The 23,962-nt window shown below is 73.1% G+C and carries 22 protein-coding genes; 13 read left to right on the top strand and 9 right to left on the bottom strand.

What is annotated here, in order from left to right:
• Nucleotides 1-9: 9 nt before the first annotated feature.
• Nucleotides 10-1,287 carry an MFS transporter gene (locus tag AC07FT_RS09430; RefSeq protein WP_479175349.1) on the top strand — a complete coding sequence of 426 codons (1,278 nt, stop codon included), beginning with the start codon at nt 10-12 and terminating at the stop codon, nt 1,285-1,287.
• A gap of 78 nt (nt 1,288-1,365) precedes the next feature.
• Nucleotides 1,366-1,569 carry an MbtH family protein gene (locus AC07FT_RS09425; protein ID WP_254741619.1) on the top strand — a complete coding sequence of 68 codons (204 nt, stop codon included), beginning with the start codon at nt 1,366-1,368 and terminating at the stop codon, nt 1,567-1,569.
• A 60-nt stretch (nt 1,570-1,629) separates the two neighbouring features.
• On the opposite strand, the gene AC07FT_RS09420 is transcribed toward AC07FT_RS09425, so the two are convergent.
• The 3 genes from AC07FT_RS09420 to AC07FT_RS09410 all read right to left on the bottom strand — a co-directional run bounded on the left by AC07FT_RS09420 (nt 1,630) and on the right by AC07FT_RS09410 (nt 4,379).
• Complete coding sequence (locus AC07FT_RS09420; protein WP_479175347.1) at nt 1,630-2,106, bottom strand: hypothetical protein; 477 nt, start codon at nt 2,104-2,106, stop codon at nt 1,630-1,632.
• A 39-nt stretch (nt 2,107-2,145) separates the two neighbouring features.
• Nucleotides 2,146-2,787: an SRPBCC family protein gene (locus AC07FT_RS09415; RefSeq protein ID WP_479175345.1), complete on the bottom strand. Its 642-nt coding sequence runs from the start codon at nt 2,785-2,787 to the stop codon at nt 2,146-2,148.
• Between the two features lie 83 nt (nt 2,788-2,870).
• The gene (locus AC07FT_RS09410) at nt 2,871-4,379 is read right to left on the bottom strand and encodes a cryptochrome/photolyase family protein (RefSeq protein WP_479175344.1); all 1,509 of its coding nucleotides are present in this window, start codon (nt 4,377-4,379) and stop codon (nt 2,871-2,873) included.
• Nucleotides 4,380-4,515: 136 nt separating this feature from the next.
• Here AC07FT_RS09410 and AC07FT_RS09405 point away from each other — a divergent pair, with 136 nt between their 5' ends.
• The 3 genes from AC07FT_RS09405 (at nt 4,516) to AC07FT_RS09395 (ending at nt 7,879) form a co-directional block, all read left to right on the top strand.
• On the top strand, nt 4,516-5,103 hold the full coding sequence (locus AC07FT_RS09405; protein ID WP_431774503.1) for a helix-turn-helix domain-containing protein: 588 nt from the start codon (nt 4,516-4,518) through the stop codon (nt 5,101-5,103).
• Between the two features lie 82 nt (nt 5,104-5,185).
• On the top strand, nt 5,186-6,553 hold the full coding sequence (locus tag AC07FT_RS09400) for an NAD(P)/FAD-dependent oxidoreductase (protein ID WP_479175342.1): 1,368 nt from the start codon (nt 5,186-5,188) through the stop codon (nt 6,551-6,553).
• A 3-nt stretch (nt 6,554-6,556) separates the two neighbouring features.
• Nucleotides 6,557-7,879, top strand: coding sequence for an MFS transporter (locus AC07FT_RS09395; RefSeq protein ID WP_479175340.1), 1,323 nt, complete (start codon nt 6,557-6,559; stop codon nt 7,877-7,879).
• Between the two features lie 67 nt (nt 7,880-7,946).
• Here AC07FT_RS09395 and AC07FT_RS09390 read toward each other — a convergent pair whose 3' ends face one another.
• On the bottom strand, nt 7,947-9,083 hold the full coding sequence (locus tag AC07FT_RS09390; RefSeq protein WP_479175338.1) for a DNA alkylation repair protein: 1,137 nt from the start codon (nt 9,081-9,083) through the stop codon (nt 7,947-7,949).
• A 266-nt stretch (nt 9,084-9,349) separates the two neighbouring features.
• On the opposite strand from AC07FT_RS09390, the gene AC07FT_RS09385 reads away from it, so the two are divergent.
• Nucleotides 9,350-10,228: a helix-turn-helix transcriptional regulator gene (locus AC07FT_RS09385; protein WP_479175336.1), complete on the top strand. Its 879-nt coding sequence runs from the start codon at nt 9,350-9,352 to the stop codon at nt 10,226-10,228.
• Between the two features lie 31 nt (nt 10,229-10,259).
• On the opposite strand, the gene AC07FT_RS09380 is transcribed toward AC07FT_RS09385, so the two are convergent.
• Complete coding sequence (locus tag AC07FT_RS09380) at nt 10,260-11,033, bottom strand: IclR family transcriptional regulator (protein WP_479175334.1); 774 nt, start codon at nt 11,031-11,033, stop codon at nt 10,260-10,262.
• Nucleotides 11,030-12,580 (bottom strand): APC family permease, encoded by a 1,551-nt coding sequence (locus AC07FT_RS09375; protein WP_479175332.1) that lies wholly within the window; start codon nt 12,578-12,580, stop codon nt 11,030-11,032. Before AC07FT_RS09375 ends, AC07FT_RS09380 begins: the two co-directional genes overlap by 4 nt.
• Before the next feature lie 316 nt (nt 12,581-12,896).
• On the opposite strand from AC07FT_RS09375, the gene AC07FT_RS09370 reads away from it, so the two are divergent.
• From AC07FT_RS09370 to AC07FT_RS09355, 4 genes are all read left to right on the top strand, one after another.
• Nucleotides 12,897-14,348, top strand: coding sequence for an APC family permease (locus tag AC07FT_RS09370; RefSeq protein ID WP_479175330.1), 1,452 nt, complete (start codon nt 12,897-12,899; stop codon nt 14,346-14,348).
• Nucleotides 14,345-16,267, top strand: coding sequence for a primary-amine oxidase (locus AC07FT_RS09365; protein ID WP_479175328.1), 1,923 nt, complete (start codon nt 14,345-14,347; stop codon nt 16,265-16,267). The genes AC07FT_RS09370 and AC07FT_RS09365 overlap by 4 nt, the downstream gene beginning before the upstream one ends.
• A gap of 14 nt (nt 16,268-16,281) precedes the next feature.
• Nucleotides 16,282-16,815 carry a hypothetical protein gene (locus tag AC07FT_RS09360; protein ID WP_479175326.1) on the top strand — a complete coding sequence of 178 codons (534 nt, stop codon included), beginning with the start codon at nt 16,282-16,284 and terminating at the stop codon, nt 16,813-16,815.
• 98 nt (nt 16,816-16,913) lie between these two features.
• Complete coding sequence (locus AC07FT_RS09355) at nt 16,914-18,410, top strand: aldehyde dehydrogenase family protein (protein WP_479175324.1); 1,497 nt, start codon at nt 16,914-16,916, stop codon at nt 18,408-18,410.
• Nucleotides 18,411-18,475: 65 nt separating this feature from the next.
• On the opposite strand, the gene AC07FT_RS09350 is transcribed toward AC07FT_RS09355, so the two are convergent.
• Nucleotides 18,476-19,108 (bottom strand): DJ-1/PfpI family protein, encoded by a 633-nt coding sequence (locus AC07FT_RS09350; RefSeq protein WP_479175322.1) that lies wholly within the window; start codon nt 19,106-19,108, stop codon nt 18,476-18,478.
• Between the two features lie 99 nt (nt 19,109-19,207).
• Entirely contained in the window at nt 19,208-20,155 is a 948-nt protein-coding gene (locus AC07FT_RS09345) for a GlxA family transcriptional regulator (RefSeq protein ID WP_479175320.1), read from the bottom strand.
• 293 nt (nt 20,156-20,448) lie between these two features.
• On the opposite strand from AC07FT_RS09345, the gene AC07FT_RS09340 reads away from it, so the two are divergent.
• From AC07FT_RS09340 to AC07FT_RS09330, 3 genes are all read left to right on the top strand, one after another.
• Complete coding sequence (locus AC07FT_RS09340; protein WP_479175318.1) at nt 20,449-21,660, top strand: ANTAR domain-containing protein; 1,212 nt, start codon at nt 20,449-20,451, stop codon at nt 21,658-21,660.
• 81 nt (nt 21,661-21,741) lie between these two features.
• Nucleotides 21,742-22,299, top strand: coding sequence for a hypothetical protein (locus AC07FT_RS09335; RefSeq protein ID WP_471196153.1), 558 nt, complete (start codon nt 21,742-21,744; stop codon nt 22,297-22,299).
• 62 nt (nt 22,300-22,361) lie between these two features.
• A complete protein-coding gene (locus AC07FT_RS09330) occupies nt 22,362-22,940 on the top strand; it encodes a hypothetical protein (RefSeq protein ID WP_479175316.1) in 579 nt (192 codons plus the stop codon).
• An 18-nt stretch (nt 22,941-22,958) separates the two neighbouring features.
• Here the strand turns inward: AC07FT_RS09330 and AC07FT_RS09325 are convergent, their stop codons facing one another.
• Nucleotides 22,959-23,927, bottom strand: a complete 969-nt coding sequence (locus AC07FT_RS09325; RefSeq protein WP_479175314.1) for a hypothetical protein — start codon at nt 23,925-23,927, stop codon at nt 22,959-22,961.
• Nucleotides 23,928-23,962 lie beyond the last annotated feature (35 nt).

Below are 23,962 nucleotides of genomic sequence, written 5' to 3'. Positions count from 1 at the left end.
CGGAGGGCCATGGCACCGGACGGGCCCGGCGTCACCGCCGGGGAGCGGACCGCCCCGGAGCCGCCGCTGTCCCGCAACCGTGACTACCGGCTGCTGTGGGGCAGTCAGGCGCTGTCGGAGTTCGGTTTCCACGCGACGATGATCGCGTTCCCGCTGCTGGTGCTGGCGCTCACCGGCTCCGGCGCCGCCTCCGGCCTCGTCATGGGCACCATCGCCGCCGCCCAGATGGTGGCCGGGCTGCCCGCCGGGGTGCTGGCCGACCGCTACGACCGCAAGGTCATCATGCTGGTGTGCGAGGGGGCGCAGACGGTGTCCGCCGTCACCCTGGCGGTCGCGGTGTGGACGGACACGGCCACCGTGGCGCATATGGTGGTGGTAGCCGCGGTGTTCGGGGCGTGCGCGGCCCTCTTCGAACCGGCCGAGAGCGCGTCGCTGCCCGCGCTGGTGACCGATGCCCAACTGCCCACGGCCGTGGCGATGAACACCGCCCGCGCCTCGATGGGTCAGCTCTCGGGCACCGCCACCGGCGGTTTCCTCTTCGCCGCGGGACGCTTCGTACCGTTCCTCGCGGACGCCGTCACCCACGCGGTGTCCTTCACCGCCCTGCTCTTCCTGCGGCTGCCGCGGCGGGAGCGGCCCGCGGGCCCGGCGCCGCATCCGGGCCGGGAGGTGCTGGACGGACTGCGGTGGGTGTGGCGGGAGCGCCCGATCCGGGTGACCGTGCTGTGCGCCATCGTGCTCAATCTGTTCTTCAGCGCCTTCTACATCGTGGTCGTGGTGCTCGCCGGGACCCGGGGGGTGCCCTCCGGGGAGGTCGGTGTCATGGCGGCCATGCTGGGCGCGGGCGGACTGGCGGGGGCACTGGTGGCCCCGGCGTGGCACCGGCGGCTCGGTCCCTACCGGGCGATCGTGGCGGTGTTCTGGGCGCTGGCCCTGCTCACCCCGCTGGCCGTGCTGGTGCACGACGGCTATCTCACCGGGGTGCTGTTCGCGCTGATGGCGCTGTTCCCGCCGACGGCCAACACCGCCATCATGACGGACCAGTTGTTGCGCACCCCCGACGCGCTGCGCGGGCGGCTGACCAGTGTGCTGGTGCTCGCCTGCGGCGCGGCAGGGGCGGCGGGACCGGCGCTGGGCGGTCTGCTCACCGAACTCCTGCCGGGCGACGGGGCGATCCTGGTGTGCTCGGCGGGGATCACCGTCGCGGCGGTCCTCACCACGGCGGGTCCGACCCTGCGCGGACTGCCCCGGGACCGCCCGGAGGAGGAGCCGCCCGGGGACAGCTGACACCGCACTTCCGACAGGCCATCACCACGCGCGTCAATCGCCGTGGACCGCAAGGAACGGGAACGAGGAGAGAACATCATGGACGACAACGCCCGCTACCAGGTGCTGCGCAACGACGAGGACCAGTACTCGCTGTGGCCCGCCGACCTCGAGGTGCCCGAGGGCTGGCACCCGGTCGGCAAGGAGGGCACCAAGGAGGAGTGCTCGGCCCATGTCGACGAGGTGTGGACCGATATGCGGCCGCGCAGCCTGCGCGAGCGCATGGAACAGGCGGCCTCCTGACGGTTGCGTCCGGGCGGCGACGGGGCCGGTGCGCGATGCGCCCGGCCCCTCGCCACGAGGTCACTCGGGCCAGCCGACCGCACCGTCCCTGACCACGAGCGGGCGGGGAGCGATGTCCTCGAGGAAGCGCAGACATCCGACGCGGACGACGCCCTCCTCGTACGCGTGCATCGGGTCGGCCCGGTGGGCCAGCCAGCCGAGCACCACTCCGACCGGGGCGAAGAGGTCCGGATGCAGTTCCTGACGGGAGGTCAGCGCCCAGCCCGGCCGTCCCCGTCCGGTCCGCCGGACCAGTTCGGAGGAGACCACACCGCCCACCCGCCAGGCCGCGCCGTGCCGGCTGAGCAACGCCTCCGGATGGTCCTCCACCCGCGGCTCCCCCGCTTCGTCCTCCACCACGACCGGGAACGCGCTGAGGATGGTCAGCCGCCGCGGCCGGGGGCCGAGACCCAGGTGCCAGCGGAGCTCGGCGATCTCCTCCTCGGACGGCTCGTCGGACAGATCCATGGCCAGGGTCAGTTCGTACACATCGCTCACGCACCGCACGCTACAAGCCGGCACCGGCCGCGGTGGAGCTCAACTCCCGGGCACGTAGAACGCGGTGGTGTTGCGCATCGCCGTGTCCGCCTCGTCCGCCGTCGCGCCCGAGGCCCGGTGGGCCTCGCCCCACGCCCGGCTGCTGCGGGTCATGAGGTCACGCGCCTCCGGCGAGACGCCCCACGCCTCCGGATCGGTGATGGTCTCACCCCGCAGATGGCGTCCGAGGCCGAGCAGCCCGAGGTCCCAGCCGACACCGACGGCGCCCGGACCGTAGGTGGCCCAGCGCTCCGCGTCGACGGTGGCCAGGTGTTCCAGCTCGAGCGCGGTCCGGTCCTCGCCCTCGGGCGTGAGCCGTACCGCCACCTCGCTGACCTCCGCCTCGTCCGCGGGCTCACCGAAGATCCAGCTCACCCTGAGCAGCCGGGGCGGTTCGCACTCCAGGATCCGTCCCCCCGCGTTGCCTTCCAGCTGGTAGCTGCCACCGGGCCGGAGGTCGCCGGTGACCGGCAGGAACCAGCGGCTCAGCCGCTCGGCGTCGGTGCACGCCGCCCAGACCTCCCCGACCGGTGCCGCGTAGTCGCGCCGCAGGGTGACGGTGCGGGCCGCCGCGCCGGACGGGAGCTGTCGGGTGCCCACCGCGCGGTGGACGGTGGCGAAGGGATCGGTGCTGTCGCTCATGGGGGTGTCCTCTGCCTGGCGGGGGTGTCCAGGGCACCACGGAAACACACGGTGGACAACCGCCGGAGCACACACCGGACGCCTCAGGGTGGCGTGTCGCCGCGCGCCGCCGCCCGCTCCAGCACCTGCGGCAGGTCCGCCAGCCGGTCGAGTCCGCCGACCACCCTGGCCATGCGGTGGTTGTGGGACAGCCGCTCGCGGTGGCGGTGCAGAAAGGCCCAGTAGCCGGTGGTGTACGGGCAGGCCCGCTCCCCCGTGCGCTCCTGGGGACGGTAGGCGCACGGACCGCACAGATCGCTCATCCTGCTGATGTACGCACCGCCGGAGGTGTACGGCTTGGTGGTCATCAGCCCGCCGTCGGCGTACTGCGACATCCCGACGACGTTGGGCAGCATCACCCAGTCGTACCCGTCCACGAAGCAGCGGTGGAACCAGTCGGTGACGGCCGCGGGGTCCCAGCCGTCCTGGAGGGCGCGGCTGCCGAGCACCATCAGCCGGGGGATGTGATGGGTCCATCCGGTGTCCCTGACCTGGGCCAGCACGGTGGACAGACAGCGGGCGGTCACCGCGTCGGCGTCCAGCTCCAGGAACCACTCGGGCAGCGGCGCGGTGTGCCCGAGGGCGTTGCGGCTCCGGTAGTCCTCGCCGAAGTGCCAGTACAGGTGCCAGACGTACTCGCGCCATCCGGCGATCTGCCGGATGAACCCCTCGACGCTGTTCAGGGGCGCGGCGCCGTCCCGCCAGGCCCGCTCCGCACGGTCCACGCAGTCGGCCGGGTGCAGCAGTCCGAGATTGAGCGGCGCGGAGAGCAGACTGTGGCTCATGACGGGGTCGGCCGCGAGCATCGCGTCCTCATGCGGTCCGAATCCGGGCAGCCGGTGGGTGATGAAGTGGCGCAGCGAGGCCAGCGCCTCCCGCCGGGTGGCCGGGAACCCCCGGGGTCCGTCACGGCCGACGAAGGACACGGTGCCGTCGCGTTCCCAGCGGTCCAGGTCATGGCGGACCCGCTCGTCGATCTCGTCCTCGGCCGGACGCCAGGGGTCGGGGGCGCCGAGGGTCCGGGCGGTACGGGGTGGCGGTTCGCGGTTGTCGTGGTCGAGGTTCCAGCGGCCGCCCGCGGGCTCGTCGCCGTCCATGAGCAGATCGTGTCCGGTGCGCACCCAGCGGTAGAAGTCCTCCATCCGCGTCCGGCCGCCGGTGTGCCCGGCCGCCCAGTCCGCGAACGCCTCCTGGCCGACCAGGAAGCCCCGGGCAGGCAGCACCTCCACGGCGGGGAGCGAGCGGACCAGCTCCAGCGCATGGCGGGAGGTGGGGTGGCAGACGGTGACGGGGCCCTTCCCGATGGCTTCGGCCAGCCCCTCCCGGTAGGTGTCCGCCTGGACGTAGACCACCCGGTCGCCGAGTTCGGCCGCCCGGTGGCGCATGGCGGAGAGCACCAGATGGGCCTTGGCGCGGTGGAACCGGCGGCGGCGCAGCACCGAGCGGGCCTCGATCATCACCACCGGGGCCCGGCGGTCGGGGCCGTGGTGGCGGGGGTCGAGGAAGTGGGGTCCGAGCTGGTCGCCGAAGAGCCAGTGCGCACGGGGTGCCATCCGGCTCACGCTAGGCCCTGTCCTGCCGGTCTTCGTGGAGCGGCCCGCGGCGGACACCGGACGCCGAGTAAAGATTTCTGAGTTCTCGCCACAGACCCTTGTGCTGGCCGTTCAGCCGTCTCTACTGTGGCCCGCCATGGAACACGAACTCCCCGCCCAGCGGTCCGGGGGCGACGACGAATCCGTGGGCGAGCGGCTGCGCACCCTGCGCCGGGCCCGTCGTCTGACGCTCAGGGCCGTCTCCGGGTCCGCAGGGATCAGCGAGGGCTATCTGAGCCAGATAGAACGCGGTCAGGCCAACCCCAGCATCGCCACCCTCCAGCAGATCTCCTCCGCGCTCGGGCTCAAGGTGGCCGATCTGTTCGGCGACGACTTCACCAGCGGGCCGAGCGTGCTGCGGGCCGACGAGGCGCCGCGGCTGGCGCTCGGGGTGCTCGGCGGACGCAAGTTCCGGCTGACCCCGGGGCCGCAGCACCATCTCGAGGTGTTCCTCGGGGAGTTCGACGCCGGAGGTTCCACGGGCGAGACCCTGTACAGCCACGGCGACTCGGAGGAGTTCCTCTACGTCCTCGAGGGCACCGTCAAACTCTGCCTGGGCGAGCGCTCCTTCACCCTCGGCGGCGGCGACAGCATCCGCTATTCCTCCGCCGTACCGCACCGGCTGTGCGAGACGGCCGGCGCCGCCGCCCGGGTGCTGTGGGTGATCAGCCCGCCCAGCTACTGACCCGTCCGCACCCACCAGAGAAACCGGGCCACCCACGACCGCCCGACCAGCGGCCGGACTACACGATTGGCTGAGTGCCGCAGTGCTGAACGGAAACGTGTCCTTCTGGTACCGCCAGACCGGTTTCCCCGAACGACGGCCGCCGCTGGACGGCGATCTCACCACCGATGTGTGCGTGGTGGGCGCGGGCTTCACGGGTCTGTGGACCGCGTACTACCTCAAGCGGGCCGCGCCCGAACTCGACATCACCGTCGTGGAGCGGGAGTTCGCCGGGTTCGGCGCGTCGGGGCGGAACGCGGGCTGGCTGAGCAGCAAGATCGCCGGATCGGCCGCCACCTACGCCAGGCGGCGGGGCCGCGACGCCGTGATCGCCCTCCAGCGCGAGATGGTCCGGACCGTGGACGAGGTGATCGCGGTGGCGGAGGCCGAGGGCATCGGGGCCGATATCGTCCGCAGCGGCTATCTCACCATCGCCCATGGGGCGGCCCAACTGCCCCGGCTGCGGACGGTGTACGAGCAGGCGGGGCACTGGGGAATGCCGGACCTGAGGTGGCTGAGCGCACCGGAGGTCACGATGCGGCTCCGGCTGGACGGGGCGCTGGCCGGGTACCACAATCCGCACTGCGCCCGGGTGCACCCGGCCAAGCTGGTGCGCGGGCTGGCCGAGGCGGTGGCGGCGCGCGGGGTACGGATCCTGGAGTCCACCCCGGTGACGGCGATCGCGCCCGGCCGGGTCAGCACTCCGTTCGGCACCGTCCGCGCCGACCGGATCGTACGCGCCACCGAGGGGTTCACCAGTGCGCTGGAGGGCGAGCGGCGCACCTGGCTGCCGATGAACTCCTCGATGATCGTCACCGAACCGCTCCCCGACCGGCTGTGGAAGCGGCTCGGCTGGGAGGGTCAGGAACTGCTGAGCGACGCCACCCATGCGTACACCTATGGGCAGCGCACCCCCGACGGGCGGATCGCGATCGGCGGCCGGGGTGTGCCGTATCGTTTCGGCTCACGCACCGACCGGAGCGGGCAGACCTCGGCGGACACCGTGCGGGCCCTGCGCTCGATCCTGACCTCCCTCTTCCCGGACACCGCGGACACCGCCATCGACCACACCTGGTCGGGGGTGCTGGCCGTGCCCCGCGACTGGTGTGCCTCGATCGACTTCGACCCGGCCACCGGGCTGGGCTCCGCCGGCGGCTATGTCGGCCACGGGGTGGCCGCCACCAATCTGGCCGGACGCACCCTGTGTGATCTGCTGCTGGGCCGCTCCACCGAACTCACCGGACTGCCCTGGGTCGGCCACCACACCCGCAAGTGGGAACCGGAGCCGCTGCGCTGGCTCGGCGTGCACGGGATGTACGCCGCCTATCGCGCGGCCGACCGGATCGAGGCCGCCGGCCGGACCACGACCTCCCCCATCGCCCTGCTCGCCGACCGGATATCTGGACGCTGACCCATGAACCACAGCACCGCCACCGCCAAGGCCACGGGTGAGTCCGGGGCCGCCGACCATACACGGGCCGCCCGCCGGGCGGGGCTCGCCTCCTTCATCGGCACCACCGTCGAGTGGTACGACTTCTACATCTACTCCACCGCCTCCGCGCTCGTCCTCGGCGATGTCTTCTTCGGTGGCGGCGGTGGTACGACCGGCGCGCTGGAGGCGTTCGGCACCCTGTGGCTGGGGTTCCTCGCCCGGCCGATCGGCGGTCTGCTCTTCGGACACCTCGGCGACCGTATCGGCCGTAAGAAGACGCTGGTCACCACCTTGCTGATGATGGGCATCGCCACCACCCTCATCGGACTGCTGCCCGGCTACGACGAGGTCGGGGTGGCCGCGCCCGCGGCTCTGGTGGTGCTGCGCATGCTCCAGGGCATCGCGGTCGGCGGCGAGTGGGGCGGCGCGGTGCTCATCGCCAGTGAGCATGCGCCCAAGGGACGGGCGTTGTCCTTCGGCGCCTTCGCCCAGCAGGGCTCACCCGCCGGATCGATCCTGGCCACCGGGATGTTCGCGCTGCTCACCCAGCTTCCGGACGAGTCGTTCGACGCCTGGGGCTGGCGCATCCCCTTCCTCTTCTCCGCCGTGATGGTGGTGATCGGCCTGGCGGTGCGGCTGAAGGTCGAGGAGTCCCCGGAGTTCTCCCGGCTGCGCGAGGAGAAGCGGGTGGCGCGGGTCCCGCTGCGGGACCTGGTCACCGGACACCCCGGAACCCTCGTGCTCGGTGTGCTCGCCAGCTCGATCGGCATCGCCGCCACGTACTTCATCACCACGTTCATCCTGTCGTGGGCCACCGGCGATCTGGGCATGGACCGCTCCACCATGCTCAATGTGCTGCTCGTCTACAGCGTGGTGCAGTTCTTCGTCCAGCCCTTCGGGGTGGTGCTGGCCGAGCGCTTCGGTCCGCGCCGGACCGTGGCCACCCTGCTGGGCCTCAACTTCTGCCTGGTACCGGTGATGTACGCCTGTGTCTCGACCTCGGACGCGGTGCTGGCGGGCCTGGGCATCTGTCTGCTGGGGGTCACCGGCGCGATGAACTACGCGATCCTGGCCGGACTGCTGGCCGCCGCGTTCCCCATCGCGGTGCGCTACACCGGTATCTCGCTCTCCTACCAGCTGTGTTCGGCGCTCATCGGCGGTACGGCACCGCTGGTCGGCGAGTGGCTGCTGCGCTCCTCCGGCGGCTCGATCGTGCCGGTGGTGATCTACCAGATGGTGCTGGTGGTGGTGTCCCTGATCTGTTCGGTGGCCCTGCTGGCACGGGCACGGACGGTCCGCGACTGACCGCCGTCACGGACGGACCGGAGCCCGTGGCGGTGCCGCCGCTGCGGGCTCCGTACGCGAGCGCTGCTCAGCCCGCCCCGGGGGCGGACATCACCAGCTCGAACGGGGCCGAGCCGCACGGCTCCCCGTTGATCTGGAGCTCCACCGTGTGCTCCCCGGGGTGGAACACCCGGGTGCTGATCTGCCGGAAGGAGCGCACCCGGCTCAGGGTCTCCGACTGCCCCGGCTCCAGGGTGGTCGTGGTCAGCTTGTACACCTTCGGGGCGGTGCCGCCGTTGGCCTTGCGGTAGTGGACGAGGTAGTCGATGGCCAGCCGCAGGGGGGTGGTGCCGGTGTTCTCCAGGGTGAAGCCGAAGCGCAGTTCCCCACCGACCCGGACGACCGGCTCGGCCACCGTGGGACCGGAGACGGCCAGCGTGGTGACGGGTTCGAAGCCCAGCAATGACAGGGCGCGTGGATCGCCGCGCTTCACCACCGTGCGCAGGGCGTGCCGGATCACCCGGGGCGTCTCGGCGCCGGGTGCCGCGGCCCAGGCGGTGGCGGTCTCCACGGCCAGCTCCGGCCGGTCGTGGCTGATGTCGTTGAGGTGGTTGGCCACCGAGCGCCGCACATACTCCGAGGGGTCCCGGTACAACGCGTGGAGCAGCGGCAGGGTGGCCTCGGGCCGGGCGAAGAGCGCGGGCACCCGGACCGCCCAGGGCAGCCGCGGCCGGGTGCCCTCGCTGGCGAGCCGCCGCACATGCTCATCGGGGTGGGCGGTCCACTCCGCTATCACCGCCATGGCCCGGTCCGGATCGGCGTTCAGCAGCCGCCGGATGGCGTATTCGCAGGTCAATCGAGGTGTGAGCGCGGCGAGCAGGCCGAGCGCGTCCTCGAAGACATCCCCCGGGTCCTCGGGACGCTCCGCCAGGTGCTCCAGCGCCCGCGCCGCCACGGCCTCGCTCACCGGCCAGATCAGCCAGCCGGTGAAGCCCTCGTCGCCGAGCGCGGCCCGCACCCGCCCGGCCAGCTCCGGGTAGTCGCCCCGCAGATCGGTGAGCAGGGCGTCGCGGACGAGGTCGCTGCGCTGCCGCAGCCCCCGTCCGTCCAGCGCCGTCACCGTGGCCCGGACGGCGGTGAGCGGCCGCCCCGGGTCCACGGCCTCCATCCGGGCTGCGAGGTCCGCCACCACCCCGGCCCCCAGCAGTTCGTCCGCGGTCGGCACGGAGCGTCCCCCTGTCATCAGTGCGATCGGGCGGTGTCCGGACGTGTGCTCCGGAGAACCGCGGGATTCACTTTAACAGTGGGCATCGGGCGCCCCGGGCGGGCGAGTTCACACGCACGGGAATTCCGTGCGCGGCCGTCCGGAGAACCGAAAGCGGACCACCGGTCCCTTTCTTTTCCGGCACAGGTCCTTTTGCCGGGGCGTTACGCCGTCTTATGCTGCGCGATACGCACGGAGCCGACTACCCCCGGAAAGGGGCAGTGGCAATGCAATCGAGTACGGACACCTCCCTGCGGCCCGACGACGGAGACGCCTTCCGGCAGGCGCTCCGGTCGGTCCAGAAGCGCTCACGGCTCCCGGTCGTCTTCGGCGGCCAGGTGTGCGAGGGCGTCCTGCGGCTGTCCCAGTTCGCCGGGGTGCGGACGGCGGCGCTGCGCGGGCTCGGCATCAGATCGGCGGCCGGTCTGGGCGGCCGGGTCCTGGCCAGTGCGCGGCCCGCCTCGGTGGCCGACTACGAGGCGGCCCGGTCGATCACCCATGACTACGACGGCCCGGTGTCCGCGGAGGGCATACGGTCCGTGGTCGCCGTCCCCGTCGTGGTCGCCGTCCCCGTCGTGGTCACCGGAACGGTGCGCGGGGTGCTGTACGGCGCCAGCCGTACCGTCACCTCCCTCGGCGACCGGACCACGGACACGGTGGTCGATGTCTCGCGGCGACTGGCCGGGGAGCTCGCGGTACGGGACGAGGTGGACCGGCGGCTGCGCCTCCAGCGCGCGGCGGAATGCGAACCCGCCGGCCCCGACGAGCGGTTCAGGGCCGAGGAGGTCCGTGAACTCCACGCCGAACTGCGGCTGATCGCCCAGGCCGTGGGGGACGAGGCGCTGCGCGCCCGGCTCTGTGCCGCTTCCCGGCGGCTGGCCGGACTCGGCTCCGCCACCCCGCAGCCGGAGGTCTCGCTCGCCCCCCGGGAGCTGGATGTCCTCGCCCAGATCGCGCTGGGCTGCACCAACGCCGAGGCCGCCGACCGGCTCTCGCTGCGCCCCGAGACCGTCAAGGCGTATCTGCGCGGCGCCATGCGCAAGCTGGACGCCCGGACCCGTTTCGAGGCCGTGGTCACCGCCCGCCGCCGGGGCCTGCTCCCGTGACGGCGGGGCCCGCTCCCCTGACGGCCGGTCCTCAGGCGAGCAGCGGGGCCAGCCGGTCGGCGTGCTCCCGCAGGACCGCGATCAGCTCACGGTTGGGCTGGGCCACCCGCGCCGGCGGGCCGGACAGGGCGAGCCCCGCGACCAGGGCACCGGTGGCGGGATGGCGTACCGGAACGGCGAGACAGCCGCGGTCCGGACGCAGTTCACCGCACTGCCGCGCGAGTTGGCCGGCGGACACCTCCTTGAGCTCGGCGGTCAGCCCGGCCCGGTCGGTGATGGTGTGCCGGGTGAACCGGCGCGGTTCGGGGAGGGCGAGGCCGTCGGTGTCGTCCCCCGCGGCCCCGGTGTCCTCGGCGAGCAGCAGTTTGCCCAGCGCGGAGGCGTGCGGATGGCGGGCCAGCAGGGCTTCCTCGGACGGCGGGTGGTCGGGGTCGGGATCGGTCAGCACGATCCGCCCGGTGGTGAGGTCGGCCAGGTGCACGCCCCAGCGGATCACCTCCCGGAGGTGGTCGAGCACGGCACGGGCGGCGGTCGGCAGCCGCGGGGCGACGGGGACGCACAGCCGGGCGGCCCGGCGGCCGAGCGCGAAACCGCCCAGGCCCGGCAGCCGGACCAGGTACTCCTCGGCGACCAGCAGGTTGAGCAGCCGGTAGGTGGTCGCCGAGGGCAGTCCGACGGCGTGCGAGATCTCCTTCGCGGTCGCCCCCGGCCCGATCGCGATCACCTCCTCCAGTACGGCGAACGCGTTGCGCACCGCCCGCGGCTGGCGTCCGGGCAGGGCGGCGGGCTCCCTCGGCGGGCTCATCCGCGCTCCCGCGGGGCGACCGGGCCGTGGAGCAGATCGGCGGCGCTGGTCTCGTCGTAGACCCCCACCCCCGCGAGCTGCCGGGGGCGGCGCAGCCGCAGCCAGCCGAACCACAGCGCACCGGCGGCCGGGACCGCGCCGATCGCCACCAGGGCCCAGCCGGACCGGGTGGTGACGAAGGCGCCCAGGACCACCATGAGCACCGGTGCGCAGACCGCCGTGACCAGCACCGGCGCGACGGTGAGTTCGCCGATGCGGTGCAGGAAGACGGGGGCCGCGAGACAGATCAGCAGATAGGCCACGAGATAGCCGAAGGCGGAGGTGTTGAGCAGCGCCGGCAACGCACGGCTCGCGTCCACACCCGCGAGCCGCAGCGCCACGGGCACGGCGGCCAGCGGTGGCAGGGCGACGGCGATGGCGAGGTGCGGCGTACGGTGCCGGGGGTGGGCGGCCCCGAGGGCGCGGGGCGCGATGCCCTCCCGGCCCATCGAGAACAGCACCCGGACCAGGGCGGTGGCGCTGGCCAGCGCGGCGGCGAAGAAGGACAGCGCGATCCCGCCCTCCAGCAGCACCGAGAGCCAGGGCAGCCGCTGGGCGGTGGCCAGGGTCTCCACCGGTTCCCGCTGCCCCGCGAGCCCGCCGGGGACCTGGTCGAGGCCGAGCTGCTGGGCGGAGGCGGCGAGCAGCAGGAGCAGCCCGGAGGCGCCGGCCGTCCACTGCACGGCGCGCGGCACCGTGCGGAACGGGCGGCGGGCCTCGACCCCGAGGGCCGCGGCCGCCTCGAAGCCGATGAAGGCGGCGAGCGCGGGCAGCACCCCGGCGGCCGTGGCGCCGAGGTCGGGGCGCGCCAGACCGAGGGCGTGCAGATGGTCCGGGAGTCCGTGGCGGGCCAGCAGCGTTCCGAAGATCGCCAGCATCAGGGTGATCGAGACCGCCTCGAGCAGCAGCATCACCCGCGCGGCCAGCCGGATGCCGAGCACCATCAGGGCGGTCGCGGCGGCGGCGAGCACCAGCAGGAGGGTGATGAAGACCGGGGCGGTACGGCCCGCGCCGACCCCGGTGCGGGCGAGCAGGATGCCGAGGTAGTTGGCCGAACCGCTGAGGGCGGCCATGGTCAGCGCGCCATAGCCGACCAGCAGCGCACAGCCGCTGGTGAAGGCGGCGATGGGTCCCAGGCCCTTGGCGGTGAGACTGTACAGCGACCCCGCCGCGGCCATCCGCCGGGTGAACTGGCCGACGCACGAGCCGACGAGCAGGGCCACGACGGTGGCGACGGCGAACGACCAGAGGGTGGCGGACCCGGCCAGGGAGGCCACGATCGCGGGGGTCGCGGCCATGGCGGCGGTCGGGGCGGCGCCGGACACCGACTGGGCGAGCACCTGGAGCGGATCCAGCCGCCGCCGGGCCAGCCCGTGCACCGGGGACCGGGCCCGCAGCCGGTGCGGCTCACGGGTGGCGGCCTCGGCCAGGGCCACATACCCGGCGGTACGCGGCGACCTCGGCAGCCGCTCCTCCACCGGGGGCCCTCGCCGCTCGCCGGGACGCATCGGGCTCCTCCCGTGTGCTGGGGACCGGGCCGCCTGGAATCCTCGCGGAAGGCGGCCGGGAATTGTGTCCGCGCGGTCCTTCGTGGCGAACAAGGTAACGCACGGTGGCGCGCGGTCCCACCGCCCGGACCGAATGAGAATTCCCGGTGCGCGATTCCCGGGTTATGAGAATGCACGCCCGGGGCATTCCCCGGTGGCGCGAGAGCGGCGGGCCGGGATTTCCCGGCCGGGAGACCGAGCCTTGACCGCCCGGTGACGGCCCCGCGAACGTCGGTGCCCATCGCCATCCGCCTCGACCAGATCCCTGGGAGGATCCATGGACGCGGGGAGAACATCCAAACTCACCGGCTCGCTGGGAGTCCGGTCGGTCGTCTTCATGGTGGTGGCCGCGGCGGCGCCGCTCACCGTCATCGCCGGGGCGGTCCCGGTGGGCATCGCGCTCGGCAACGGGGCGGGGTTCCCCGCCACCTTCGTGGTGTGCTGCGCGATCCTCACCCTGTTCGCGGTGGGCTTCTGCGCCATGACCCGCCACGTACCGCACGCGGGCGCCTTCTACGCCTACGTCCAGCGGGGCCTGGGCCGGGTGACCGGTCTGGGCTCGGCGTTCCTGGCGCTGGCCGCGTACACCGCCGTCCAGCTCGCGGTCTACGGCTACTTCGGCGCCACCCTGCGGGATCTGGTGGTGCACTACGGCGGGCCGGGGCTGCCGTGGCCGCTGTACGCGTTCGCCGCGCTCGGTCTGGTGGCGGTGCTCGGCTACCGGCATATCGAGCTGTCCAGCCGGGTGTTGGGGGTGCTGCTGGTGTGCGAGGTCGGCATCGTGCTGGTCTTCGACCTGGTGGTGACCGTCCGGGGCGGGGATTCGGGACTGTCCACCGCACCGCTGCACCCCTCGGAGATCGGCTCGGGATCGCCCGGCATCGGCATCATGTTCGCCATCGCCAGCTTCCTGGGTTTCGAGGCCACCGCCGTATTCCGGGACGAGGCCCGCGACCCCGAACGCACCGTCCCGCGCGCCACCTATCTCGCCCTGCTGCTGATCGGCGGCTTCTACGCGCTGTCGTCCTGGGCGCTGGTGTCCGCCTGGGGCGAGCGGAAGGCGGTGGGCGAGGCGGGTTCCGATCCGGCGGGCATGCTGATCGCCTCGGTGACCCGCTACCTCGGCGGCGCTGGCGGCGATCTGGTCCGGATCCTGCTGGTGACCAGCCTGTTCGCGGCGCTGCTGTCGTTCCACAACGTGGTGGCGCGCTATGTGTTCTCGCTGGGGCGGTCCTCGGCCCTGCCCCCGGCCTGGGGCCACTGCCACCCCCGCCACGGCTCGCCGCACCGGGCGTCGCTGACGCAGAGCGCGGCCGCCCTGGTCCTGCTGGCGGTGTTCGCGGCGGCCGGTCTCGACCCGGTCAGCGAGGTGTTCGCGTGGATGGCCGGGACCGCCACGCTGGGCGTGCTGGTGCTGATGTCGCTCACCTGTCTCGCGGTGATCGTGTTCTTCCGGCGCACCCGGGCGGACACCCGCCCCTGGCATACCCTGATCGCCCCGCTGCTGGGTCTGGCAGGACTGTGCGGCGCTCTGGTGCTGACCGTGTCGAACTTCCCGCTGCTGATCGGTGGTTCCACCGGACTCGCCGTGTCCATCGAGGCGGTGCTCGCCACCTTCTTCGCCGCCGGTGTGGTGCTCGCGAAGCTGCGGGACGGCGCCGCCCGCACCCCCGGACACCATCCGGAACCGCCCGACCCGACCCACCGTGAACTGGAGGAACTGGCATGAGCACCGCGCCCCTCGCGGCCACCGCCGCCCATCCGCTGGACATGGTCACCGAGGAGGAGATCCGTACCGTCAGGGAGGTGCTGACCGGTGCCGGACTGCTCACCGGGAGCGTACGCATGGCGTTCTGCGCACTGGAGGAGCCGGAGAAGGCCGTGGTGCTGGCCCACACCCCCGGTGCGCCGGTCGACCGCCGCTTCCGGACCCTGCTGCTGGACCTGGCCACCGGCGGCTCCCGTGACGTCATCGTCTCGGCCACCCGCTCCGCGGTGGACCGGGACACCGAGCTGGATCCGGCGGTGACCGGCCAGCTCCCCATCACCGACACCGAGTTCGACCTGGTGGAAGAGGTGCTGCTGGGCAGTGAGGAGTGGTGCTCGGCCCTCAAGCGCCGTGACCTCGATCCCGGTTCGGTGCGCACCGTCCCGCTGTCGGCGGGGGCGTACGACGACCACCCCGCCGAGGCGGGCCGCCGGATCGTCCGTGCGCTGGGCTTCCAGCAACTGCACGACAGGGACCACCCGTGGGCCCATCCGGTGGACGGTCTGGTGGCCTTCGTGGACCTCACCCGCCGCGAGGTGCTCCGGGTCGTCGACCACCGCAACCACCCGGTCCCGGCCGAGCCCGGCAACTTCGACGACCCCGAGCAGACCGGTCCGTACCGCACCACGCTGCGGCCGATCGAGATCACCCAGCCGGAGGGGCCCGGTTTCACCCTCGAGGGCAATGAACTGCGCTGGGAGAACTGGAGCCTGCGGATCGGGTTCAACGAACGCGAGGGGCTGACCCTGCACCAGATCGCCTTCGACGAACGGCCGGTGGTCTACCGGGCGTCCGTGGCCGAGATGGTGGTGCCCTACGCCGACCCCTCCCCGGTGCGCTTCTGGCAGAACTACTTCGACTGCGGCGAGTACATGTTCGCCCGCTACACCAACTCGCTCGAGCTCGGCTGCGACTGCCTCGGAGAGATCACCTACGCCGATGTGGTGATCGCCGACGATCTCGGTGAGCCCTCCGTGATCCGTAACGCCATCTGTCTGCACGAGGAGGACTACGGCGTCCTGTGGAAGCACAGCGACATGTTCGCGGGCTCCAGCGAGACCCGCCGCCAGCGCCGCATGGTGATCTCGTTCTTCACCACCATCGGCAACTACGACTACGGCTTCTACTGGTACCTCTACCTCGACGGCACCCTCCAGTGCGAGACCAAGGCCACCGGGGTGGTGTTCACCTCCGCCTACCCGGAGGAGGGCCACCGGTTCGCCAGCGAGATCGCCCCCGGTCTGGGCGCCCCCTACCACCAGCACCTGTTCTCCGCCCGGCTGGACATGATGGTCGACGGTCCGCGCAACGCGGTCGACGAGGTGGACGCGGTGCGGGTGCCGATCGGCCCGGACAACCCGTACGGCAACGCCTTCGCCGAACAGCGCACCCGGCTCACCCGGGAGTCTCTCGCCCAGCGTCCGGCCGACGGTTCCAGGGCCCGCACCTGGCACATCGTCAACCCGGAGCGGACCAATCGGTTCGGCCGCCCCACCGGCTACGCCCTCCACCCCGAGGGCGGTCCCACGCTGTTGGCCGACGACTCCTCGGTCATCCGCGGCCGCGCGGCCTTCGCCACCCGGCATCTGTGGGTCACCCCCTACCACCCCGATGAGCGCTATCCGGCGGGCGACTTCGTGAATCAGCACCCGGGCGGCGCGGGACTGCCCGCGTGGACGGCGGCCGACCGCGCGGTGGACGGCGAGGACATCGTGGTGTGGCACACCTTCGGACTCACCCACTTCCCGCGCCCCGAGGACTGGCCGGTGATGCCGGTGGACTACGCGGGCTTCACCCTCAAACCGGTCGGCTTCTTCGACCGCAACCCCACCCTGGACGTACCGCCCGGCACCGGTGGCCACTGCCACGGCAAGGGCTGAGGGGGCGGCTTGCGGTGATGGCGCTCGCGGCGCTGCTCGGACTGCTCGGCAGCGGCTGCTGTCTGGCGGCCCACCGGACACGGCCACCGCGCCGCTGGGTACCGCATCTGGTGATGGCCGCCGCCATGGTGGCCATGGCCCTGCCCGGGGCGGCCGATCCGCTCGGGCCCGCGCTCTGGTGTCCCGTCCTGGCCGCCGCCACCGGCTGGACCGCGCTGACGGAGGCCGAACCACCGCGGGTCCGGCTGCCGGTGGCACTCGATCTGCTGGCCATGGCAGCGCTGTCCTTCCTGCACTGGCGCGGTGCGGCGGGGGGCGGCACCACAGCCGCGGTGGCCCACACCCACTCCGGCGCCGGGACCGGCCGGGGCGTCACCGCCGTGTCCTGGTACGGCGGAGGCACCGGCCTCACCCTGGCCGCCCTCGTAGTGATCGCCCTGTGGGCCGCGGCCCGCATGGCCCTGCTGCGCCGTGTCCGGACCCGGCGGGGACGGGCCGGGCTCGGCGCTCTCGCCACCGCGGGCGCCCTCGGCCTGATGCTCCCGTGAGCCGTGCGGACCCCGCCCCGGCGACACCCCTGCGCATCCCACCCTCCGACACCTCCCCCCCTCCGACAGCTCCTCACCCTCCGAGAGAAGGACGAACCATGACCACCACACTGGACAACGTCGTCTCCCCCGCCGTGCGCGACTTCCTCGCGGGCGACCGGAAACTGCTGATCGACGGCGAGTGGGTGGACGCCGCGGCCGGCGCCACCTTCGCCACCCACGACCCGGCCACCGGACGGAAGCTCACCGAGGTGGCCCTCGCCACCGCCGAGGACGTCGACCGGGCCGTGGCCGCCGCCCACCGCGCCTTCGAGGGCCCCTGGAGCCGCATCACCCCGTCCGAGCGTCAGCGTCTCGTCTGGCGGATCGGTGACCGGCTGCTGGAGCGCGCCGAGGAGTTCGCCCAGCTGGAGTCGCTCGACAACGGCAAGTCGGCGGGGGTGGCCCAGGCGGTGGACGTCACCTGGGCGGCGGACATCTTCCACTACTACGCGGGCTGGGCCACCAAGGTGGAGGGCAGGACGATCCCCGTCTCGGTGCCCTGGGTGCCGGACGCGCAGTGGCACGCCTACACGCTCCGCGAGCCGGTGGGGGTGTGCGGGCAGATCATCCCGTGGAACTTCCCGCTGCTGATGGCCGCGTTCAAGGTGGCCCCGGCCCTGGCCACCGGCAACACCGTCATCCTCAAGCCCGCCGAGCAGACCCCGCTGACCGCGCTGCTCCTCGGCGAGGTCATCCAGGAACTCGGCCTGCCGCCGGGCGTGTTCAACATCCTCACCGGGTACGGCGAGGCGGGTGCCGCCCTCGCCGCCCACGACGGTGTGGACAAGGTGGCCTTCACCGGTTCCACCGAGGTCGGCAAGAAGATCGTGGACGCGGCGCGGGGCAACCTCAAGAAGGTCTCCCTGGAACTCGGCGGCAAGAGCCCCAACATCGTCTTCGCCGACGCGGATCTGGACGCGGCGGTGCCCGGGTCGGCCAACGCCTGGCTGTTCAACCACGGGCAGTGCTGTGTGGCGGGCACCCGGCTCTTCGTGGAGGACACCATCTTCGAGGAGTTCACCCAGGCCGTCGCGGACTTCGCCGGACAGGCGGTGCTCGGTCCGGGCCTGGATCCGGACACCCAGGTCGGCCCGCTGATCGACCAGGAACAGCTGGACCGGGTCACCGGCTATCTGCGGCAGGGGCTGGCCGATGGCGCCCGCGCGCTGACCGGCGGTGGCCGCCACGGCGACACCGGCTTCTACGTCCAGCCGACCGTCCTGGTGGACGTACGGCCCGAGGCGAGCGTGGTGCGCGAGGAGATCTTCGGACCGGTGGTGGTCGCCCAGCCGTTCAGCGCCGCGGAGGGCGTGGCGGCACACGCCAATGACACCGACTTCGGTCTCGCGGCCGGGGTGTGGACCCGTGACCTCTCACGGGCCCACCGGGTCGCCCGGCAGCTCAAGGCCGGGACGGTCTGGGTCAACACCTACAACGCCTTCGACACCGCGATGCCCTTCGGCGGCTACAAGCAGTCCGGCTGGGGCCGGGAGCTCGGCGAGGGCGCGATCGACCTCTACACCCAGGTCAAGGCGGTCAACGTACAGCTGTGACAGCGGGGTCGTCCCCCTGGGGACGGCGGGCCCCCGTACCCGCCGTCCCCGGTCCGGTCCGGGGGTCAGCTCAGTCCGGCGAACTCCTGGCGCAACCGGGCGGTCAGCTCCGCCGGGGCCTTGTCCGGCGAACCGGTGTCGTACGGCGGCTGCGGGTCGTACTGGAGCATCAGCTGGACGGTCTGGGCGACGGTGTCCCCGGCGAGCCGCCCGGCCAGGGCCAGGGCCATGTCGATCCCGGCCGAGACCCCCGCCGCGGTGACGTACTTGCCGTCGAACACATAGCGTTCGTCCACGGCCTGCGCCCCCAGCTCCGCGAGCCCTTCCATGGCGGTCCAGTGGGTGGTGGCGCGGCGGCCGGTGAGCAGCCCGGCCGAGCCGAGGATCAGCGATCCGGTGCACACCGAGGTCGTCCAGGTCGTGGTGGCGTCCACGGCCCGCAGCCATTCGAGCACCGCGGGGTTCTTCTGCTGCTCGCCCGGGAACGGGCCGCCGGGCACGAGGACGATGTCGGGCCGTGTCACCTCCTCCAGGGTGGCCCCGGCCACCAGCTGGAGGCCGCCGCTGTCGTTGCCCACCGGACCGCGCCGCTCGGCCACGAACACCGGCTCGGCGCCGGGCAGTGAGGCGAGCGTGTCGTACGGGCCGACGGCGTCGAGCGCGGTGAAGTGTTCGTAGAGCAGGATCGCGATCTGCACGAGGGTGCCTCTCGGTCGGTGTGATGACGCCTGGCGGTGGACCGCCGGGCGGGCTGGCGGGGAGCGCGTCGCGGGGCGCGGATGCCCGGGAACGCGTCCTCAGGGGTGGAAACGGCGCCGGTACTCGGCGGGGGCCGCGCCCAGGTCACGGACGAATGCACGGCGCATGGCCTCGGGTGTGCCGTAGCCGCAGGCGCGGGACACCTCCTCGATCCCGTCGTCGGTGTCCTCCAGCAGCCGCCGCGCCACCTCCAGCCGCGTCTGGTCCACATAGCGGCCGGGCGAGGTGCCGACCTCCTCCCGGAAGGCGCGGGCGAAGTGGCGGGGCGACAGGTTCGCCCGTTCGGCCAGGGCGGTGACGGACAGATCCGCACCCGGGTGTTCGGCGATGTACTGCTGGATGTCGCGCAGCGGACGGCGCTGGGCGCTCTGCGCCGCGAGCTGGACGCTGAACTGCCGCTGACTGCCGGGACGGCGGAGGAAGACCACCAGATAGCGGGCGACGGTGAGGGCCACCTCGCGGCCGAGGTCCTCCTCCACGAGGGCGAGCGCGAGGTCGATACCGCTGGTGACCCCGGCGGAGGTGGACACCGTCCCGTCGCGGATGAAGATGGGATCGGGGTCCACCTCCACGGCCGGGAACCGCTGCGCCAGCCCCTCGCACAGCGCCCAATGGGTCGTCACCCGGCGTCCGTCCAGCAATCCGGCCGCGGCCAGCGCGTAGGCGCCGGTGCACACCGACACCAGACGGAGTGCCGCCGGGGCGGTCTCGCGCAGCCACTCCACGACGCCGGGATCCATCGCCCGGGTGCCCTCGCCGCCCGGGACGATCAGGGTGTGCGGGGCGGGGGCGCCGCGCAGCGCCAGGTCCGGAACGACCGTCAGTCCGCTGGAGGTGCGCACCGGTGAGCCGTCGAGGCTGCCGGTCCTGATGTCGTACGCGCCGGGGACCGCCGAGGCCGCGCCGGTGAAGACCTCCAGCGGGCCGGTGAAGTCCAGGCTCTGTACGCCGTCGAAGAGCACGATGAGCACGGTGCGCCGTTCCATGGGTCCATGCTGGCCGTTGGGAACGGTGGCAGCAATGACGCGCTTCCCACCTTTACTGCCATGCCCGTCGGTGCCCGGAATCTCGTGATCATCGCCACAACGGAGCGCGGGCGCTGGCCGCGCGCCCCATCCGCACACCCGCTCCACCAGAAGGGGAACGCGCTCCGGATCCGCGTCCACGTGGCGTCCGGACGCCCGGGGCCCCCGTTGACTGCCGCCGTCCGGGCCGACCAAGGTAGGGCGAATCCCGGGGGCGGCGTCCCCTTGAGAACCCCAGGGGAGTTGAGGCGGAGATGGACCAGAAGCGTCGTCCCGAGAGACCGGTGCGTCCGGACGGCGCCGTGGACCGGCCGGACCATCCGCTGTTCGCCGCGATCCTGCGGGCCGCGCTGGAGGGCCGGACCGGGGCGGTCGTCGTGGACCTGTCCCGGGTGCGTACGGTCACGGCGGACGGTATGCGCGGACTGCTGGACTGCGTACGCTCGTTACGGATGCTGGGCGGCACGCTGTACCTGGCGGCCGCTCCCGAGGCCGTCGCGCGGCTGCTGCGGCTGACGCTGGTCGGCACCGGGGTGGGGCTGTTCCCCACCGTGACGGAGGCTCAGCGGGCCGCTGCCACCCCCGGGAGCGGTACGGCCCCGGGGACGGAGCGAGCGGCGACCACGGCCCGGGAGACCGAACTGGAGCGGCTCCGCCGCGAGACCGCGGATCTGCGCGGCAAGCTCCGCTCGCATCCGCTGATCGCCCAGGCGCAGGGCATCCTGCTGGAGCGCTACCGGCTGGCCGGCCCGGAGACGGCGTTCACCCTTCTGAAGGAGAGCTCACAGGCGCACAACGTGAAGCTGCGCACTCTCGCGGCTGCGCTCGTGGCCGTACCGCGTCCGGCGCCCGGCAGCGCGTGGTGGTTCCCGGGCCGGGTGCGCCGTCCGGCTCCCCCGCTGCCGCTGCTGCCGGAGATGGACGACACGGGCGCCAACCGCGGCGCGGTGGTGAAACGGGTCCTGCACCAAGCCCTGGAGACGGTGGGTTCGGACATGGGGGACCTCCAGCTCGTCGATCCGGCACGGCGGCTGCGGATGGAGCAGCACCACGGCTTCGACCAGGAGTTCATCGACTTCTTCGCGGTGGTCGGCGAGGGGGAGACGACCTGCGCCCTGGCGGCCGAGCGGGCCCGCCCCGTCATGTCGGACATCGCCACCGACCGCGTGTTCTCCCCCGAGGCTCGGGACATCATCCTCGCAACCGGCTCCCGCACCGTGCACAGCTTCCCGATGACCGGCGGTTCGGGCCGGGTCGTCGGGGTGTTCTCCCTGCATGTGACGGAGTCCGGCCGGAGCCTCGCGGCGGGCGAGGAGCGGATCCTCGCCCAGCTCGCCGCGCAGGGGGGCGCCTGGCTGGAATGGCACGAGCAGACGGTCCTGCGCGACGCCCTCGAACACCTGCACCAGCGAGCCCGTCGCGACCGCGGTACGCCGTCCGCCGCCTCCGGCCCCCCGCACGGGTGAGGACGGCCTTGACGGGCGGCCCGGCCGGGTACCCCTGGCGTGAACGGGTTCCTCGGGGCCCCGGCGTTCGGGAGGACGATCATGGCGGTACCGGCCCTCGCCCGCTCCGGCAGCGCCTCCGCGCCGCGGATGCTCCAGATCTACCTCAACGACCATCTGGCCGGTGCCACGGCAGGCGTCGGGCTCGCCCGCCGGCTGGTCCGTGACCACCGGCACTCGGCGTACAGCGGTGAGCTGACCCGGCTCAGGGCGGAGGTCGCACGTGACCGCAAGGCCCTGCTGTGGTGCATGGCCGCGCTCGACGTACCGACCCGCCGCTACAAGGTCTACGGGGCGTGGGCGGGTGAGCGGCTCACCCGGCTGCGGCCCCGGGGCCGCAGCCGCCGCCGCTCGGGGCTGAACACGGTGCTGGAACTGGAGGCGATGCGGCTGGGGGTGGAGGGCAAGGCACTGCTGTGGCGCACCCTGCTCGCGGCGGCCGTGCACGACTCCCGTCTGGAGACCGGCCGTCTGGCGGAACTGCTGGACGCGGCGGGAGGCCAACTGGCCGTCCTGGACTCCCTGCACGCCCGCGCCGTCTCGGCGCTGGTCTCCCACGGCGACGCCCCGGCGCCCCGCCCCGAGGCGGCGTCCGCCTGACCCCCTCCCGGCGGATCCGCACGGCGGCCGTGGCAGGATGCGGAAGGCGGGGGGTGACGGGGGTGACCGAGGTGAAGAGTGACGGTGCGGCACGGCGGTCGGTGATCGCGGTGACCACGACGGGCCTGGTCGTCGGTATGGCGTTCCTGGCCGAACTCCTGTGGCTGTGGGGCATGGCCCATCCCTCTCCCGGGGAGGACAGCCCCGCCCTCGGCCTCTTCGCACTGCCGCTCTTCGTCCCGTGCGCGTTCCTGCTCGCGCTGGCCCTCACCGTGACCCTCGTCCTGCCCTCACTGTGGTGCGCGCGGCGGGTGGGCGCGCGGACCGGCCGGGAGGACGCGTGGTGGTGGCCACCGCTGCTGGGGGCCGCCGTGTCCGCCGCTCCCGTGGCGCTGACCGGACTGGCGGCGCTGCCCGCCGGGGCCGTGGCGGCGCCGGAGGTCTATCTGGTGTGGTGGGGGCTGGTCGCGGCGCTGGTCGCCCCCGGCACACTGTTGGCCCGGCTGGCCCGGCGCCGTGCCGTGGAGGGGCGCCCGCTCAGGGCGGTGCGCACCGTACTCGGCAGGGGTATCGGCGCCGTGGTGGTGTCCTTCGTGGCGGTCCTCGGCGGCGCCGCCGTGGTCGCCGCGTTCCTCAACTGAGCCCGGTCGCGGGTGGGTTCAGGGCCCGGCCCCGGAGGCGGGAGGCGGCACCACGGGCTGCGGGGCCGGTTCGGCGAGCCGCGGAGGGTGGTCGTAGCGCATCGCGACCGGACTTCCCGCGCCCTGCCGCCACAACCTGCTGAGCTCGGCGTTGGCCACGCGTTCGGCCGCGCGGTCGTCCGGCAGCGGCAGGTGGAGCGCCGTCAGCAGATCGAAGCGGTGCAGATCGAAGGCGACCGCCAGCACCTCGCCGTACGCCACCGCCGCGTGTACCGCGGCCGCGTAGGCGGCCCAGCAGATGACGGCCGGGGCCAGTGCCAGCAACAGCCACCCGTGCGACCGCCACAGCAGCGCCACCGAGAGGGGGACGACGGCGGCCGCGGTGACACAGAACCGGGCCGCCGCGTCCAGCGCGTCTCGGCCCTCGGCCACCGCACCGCGCATCCGGTCGCTCAGCACCGGCTCCAGCCGGGTCCACACCACCACCGCGTCCAGGCCGTAGAACCGTCCGGCGCGGCGCTCGGCCGCCGTGAGCGCGTTTCCGAGCCCGGTGGGACGCATCAGGTGGTCCTCCACCGGGAAACGGCTGCGCTGCCAGGCGCCGCGCTCGCCCTCGCGCTGTACGAGGGCGGCGGTCGGCACCGCGTTGCCGTGCGGCCAGCCGAGCGGACCCCGGCGCCGTCGCTGCAGCGCCGTGCACCAGGCGGCGGGCCAGGCGAGCCAGCGCGGCCAGTACCCCTCCAGCCAGCGCACCAGGGAGAGTTGCAGCGGCATGGTGATGACGCCGACGAGGGTCACCCCCAGCACGAGCAGCAGCAGCTCGCCCGCCTTCAGCCCGGCCGCCGTCCGCCAGGCCCGCTCGAACCGCACCGGATCGGGGGCGCCCGCCCACACCAGCACCAGGACGAACACGGTGCCCGCGGCGGTGGGCAGGGTCGAGACGAGGAAGAATCGGCCGGAGAGCGCGGGCGACAGGGGCTTCGCCACGCTGTCGAGCTTCACCGGCGCCCCCGTACCGCACC

The organism is Streptomyces sp. NPDC045899, assembly GCF_056431485.1.
The sequence above is the reverse complement of the archived record's forward strand: the minus strand, read 5'-3'. Positions and strand labels throughout refer to the sequence as shown.

What these genes read in the sequence shown, in the direction of transcription:
- AC07FT_RS09430 (WP_479175349.1), top strand. Translation starts at nt 10, where the DNA reads ATGGCACCGGACGGGCCCGGCGTCACCGCCGGGGAGCGGACCGCCCCG.
- AC07FT_RS09425 (WP_254741619.1), top strand. Translation starts at nt 1,366, where the DNA reads ATGGACGACAACGCCCGCTACCAGGTGCTGCGCAACGACGAGGACCAG.
- AC07FT_RS09415 (WP_479175345.1), bottom strand. Translation starts at nt 2,787, where the DNA reads ATGAGCGACAGCACCGATCCCTTCGCCACCGTCCACCGCGCGGTGGGC.
- AC07FT_RS09410 (WP_479175344.1), bottom strand. Translation starts at nt 4,379, where the DNA reads ATGGCACCCCGTGCGCACTGGCTCTTCGGCGACCAGCTCGGACCCCAC.
- AC07FT_RS09405 (WP_431774503.1), top strand. Translation starts at nt 4,516, where the DNA reads ATGGAACACGAACTCCCCGCCCAGCGGTCCGGGGGCGACGACGAATCC.
- AC07FT_RS09395 (WP_479175340.1), top strand. Translation starts at nt 6,557, where the DNA reads ATGAACCACAGCACCGCCACCGCCAAGGCCACGGGTGAGTCCGGGGCC.
- AC07FT_RS09385 (WP_479175336.1), top strand. Translation starts at nt 9,350, where the DNA reads ATGCAATCGAGTACGGACACCTCCCTGCGGCCCGACGACGGAGACGCC.
- AC07FT_RS09380 (WP_479175334.1), bottom strand. Translation starts at nt 11,033, where the DNA reads ATGAGCCCGCCGAGGGAGCCCGCCGCCCTGCCCGGACGCCAGCCGCGG.
- AC07FT_RS09375 (WP_479175332.1), bottom strand. Translation starts at nt 12,580, where the DNA reads ATGCGTCCCGGCGAGCGGCGAGGGCCCCCGGTGGAGGAGCGGCTGCCG.
- AC07FT_RS09370 (WP_479175330.1), top strand. Translation starts at nt 12,897, where the DNA reads ATGGACGCGGGGAGAACATCCAAACTCACCGGCTCGCTGGGAGTCCGG.
- AC07FT_RS09365 (WP_479175328.1), top strand. Translation starts at nt 14,345, where the DNA reads ATGAGCACCGCGCCCCTCGCGGCCACCGCCGCCCATCCGCTGGACATG.
- AC07FT_RS09355 (WP_479175324.1), top strand. Translation starts at nt 16,914, where the DNA reads ATGACCACCACACTGGACAACGTCGTCTCCCCCGCCGTGCGCGACTTC.
- AC07FT_RS09345 (WP_479175320.1), bottom strand. Translation starts at nt 20,155, where the DNA reads ATGGAACGGCGCACCGTGCTCATCGTGCTCTTCGACGGCGTACAGAGC.
- AC07FT_RS09340 (WP_479175318.1), top strand. Translation starts at nt 20,449, where the DNA reads ATGGACCAGAAGCGTCGTCCCGAGAGACCGGTGCGTCCGGACGGCGCC.
- AC07FT_RS09335 (WP_471196153.1), top strand. Translation starts at nt 21,742, where the DNA reads ATGGCGGTACCGGCCCTCGCCCGCTCCGGCAGCGCCTCCGCGCCGCGG.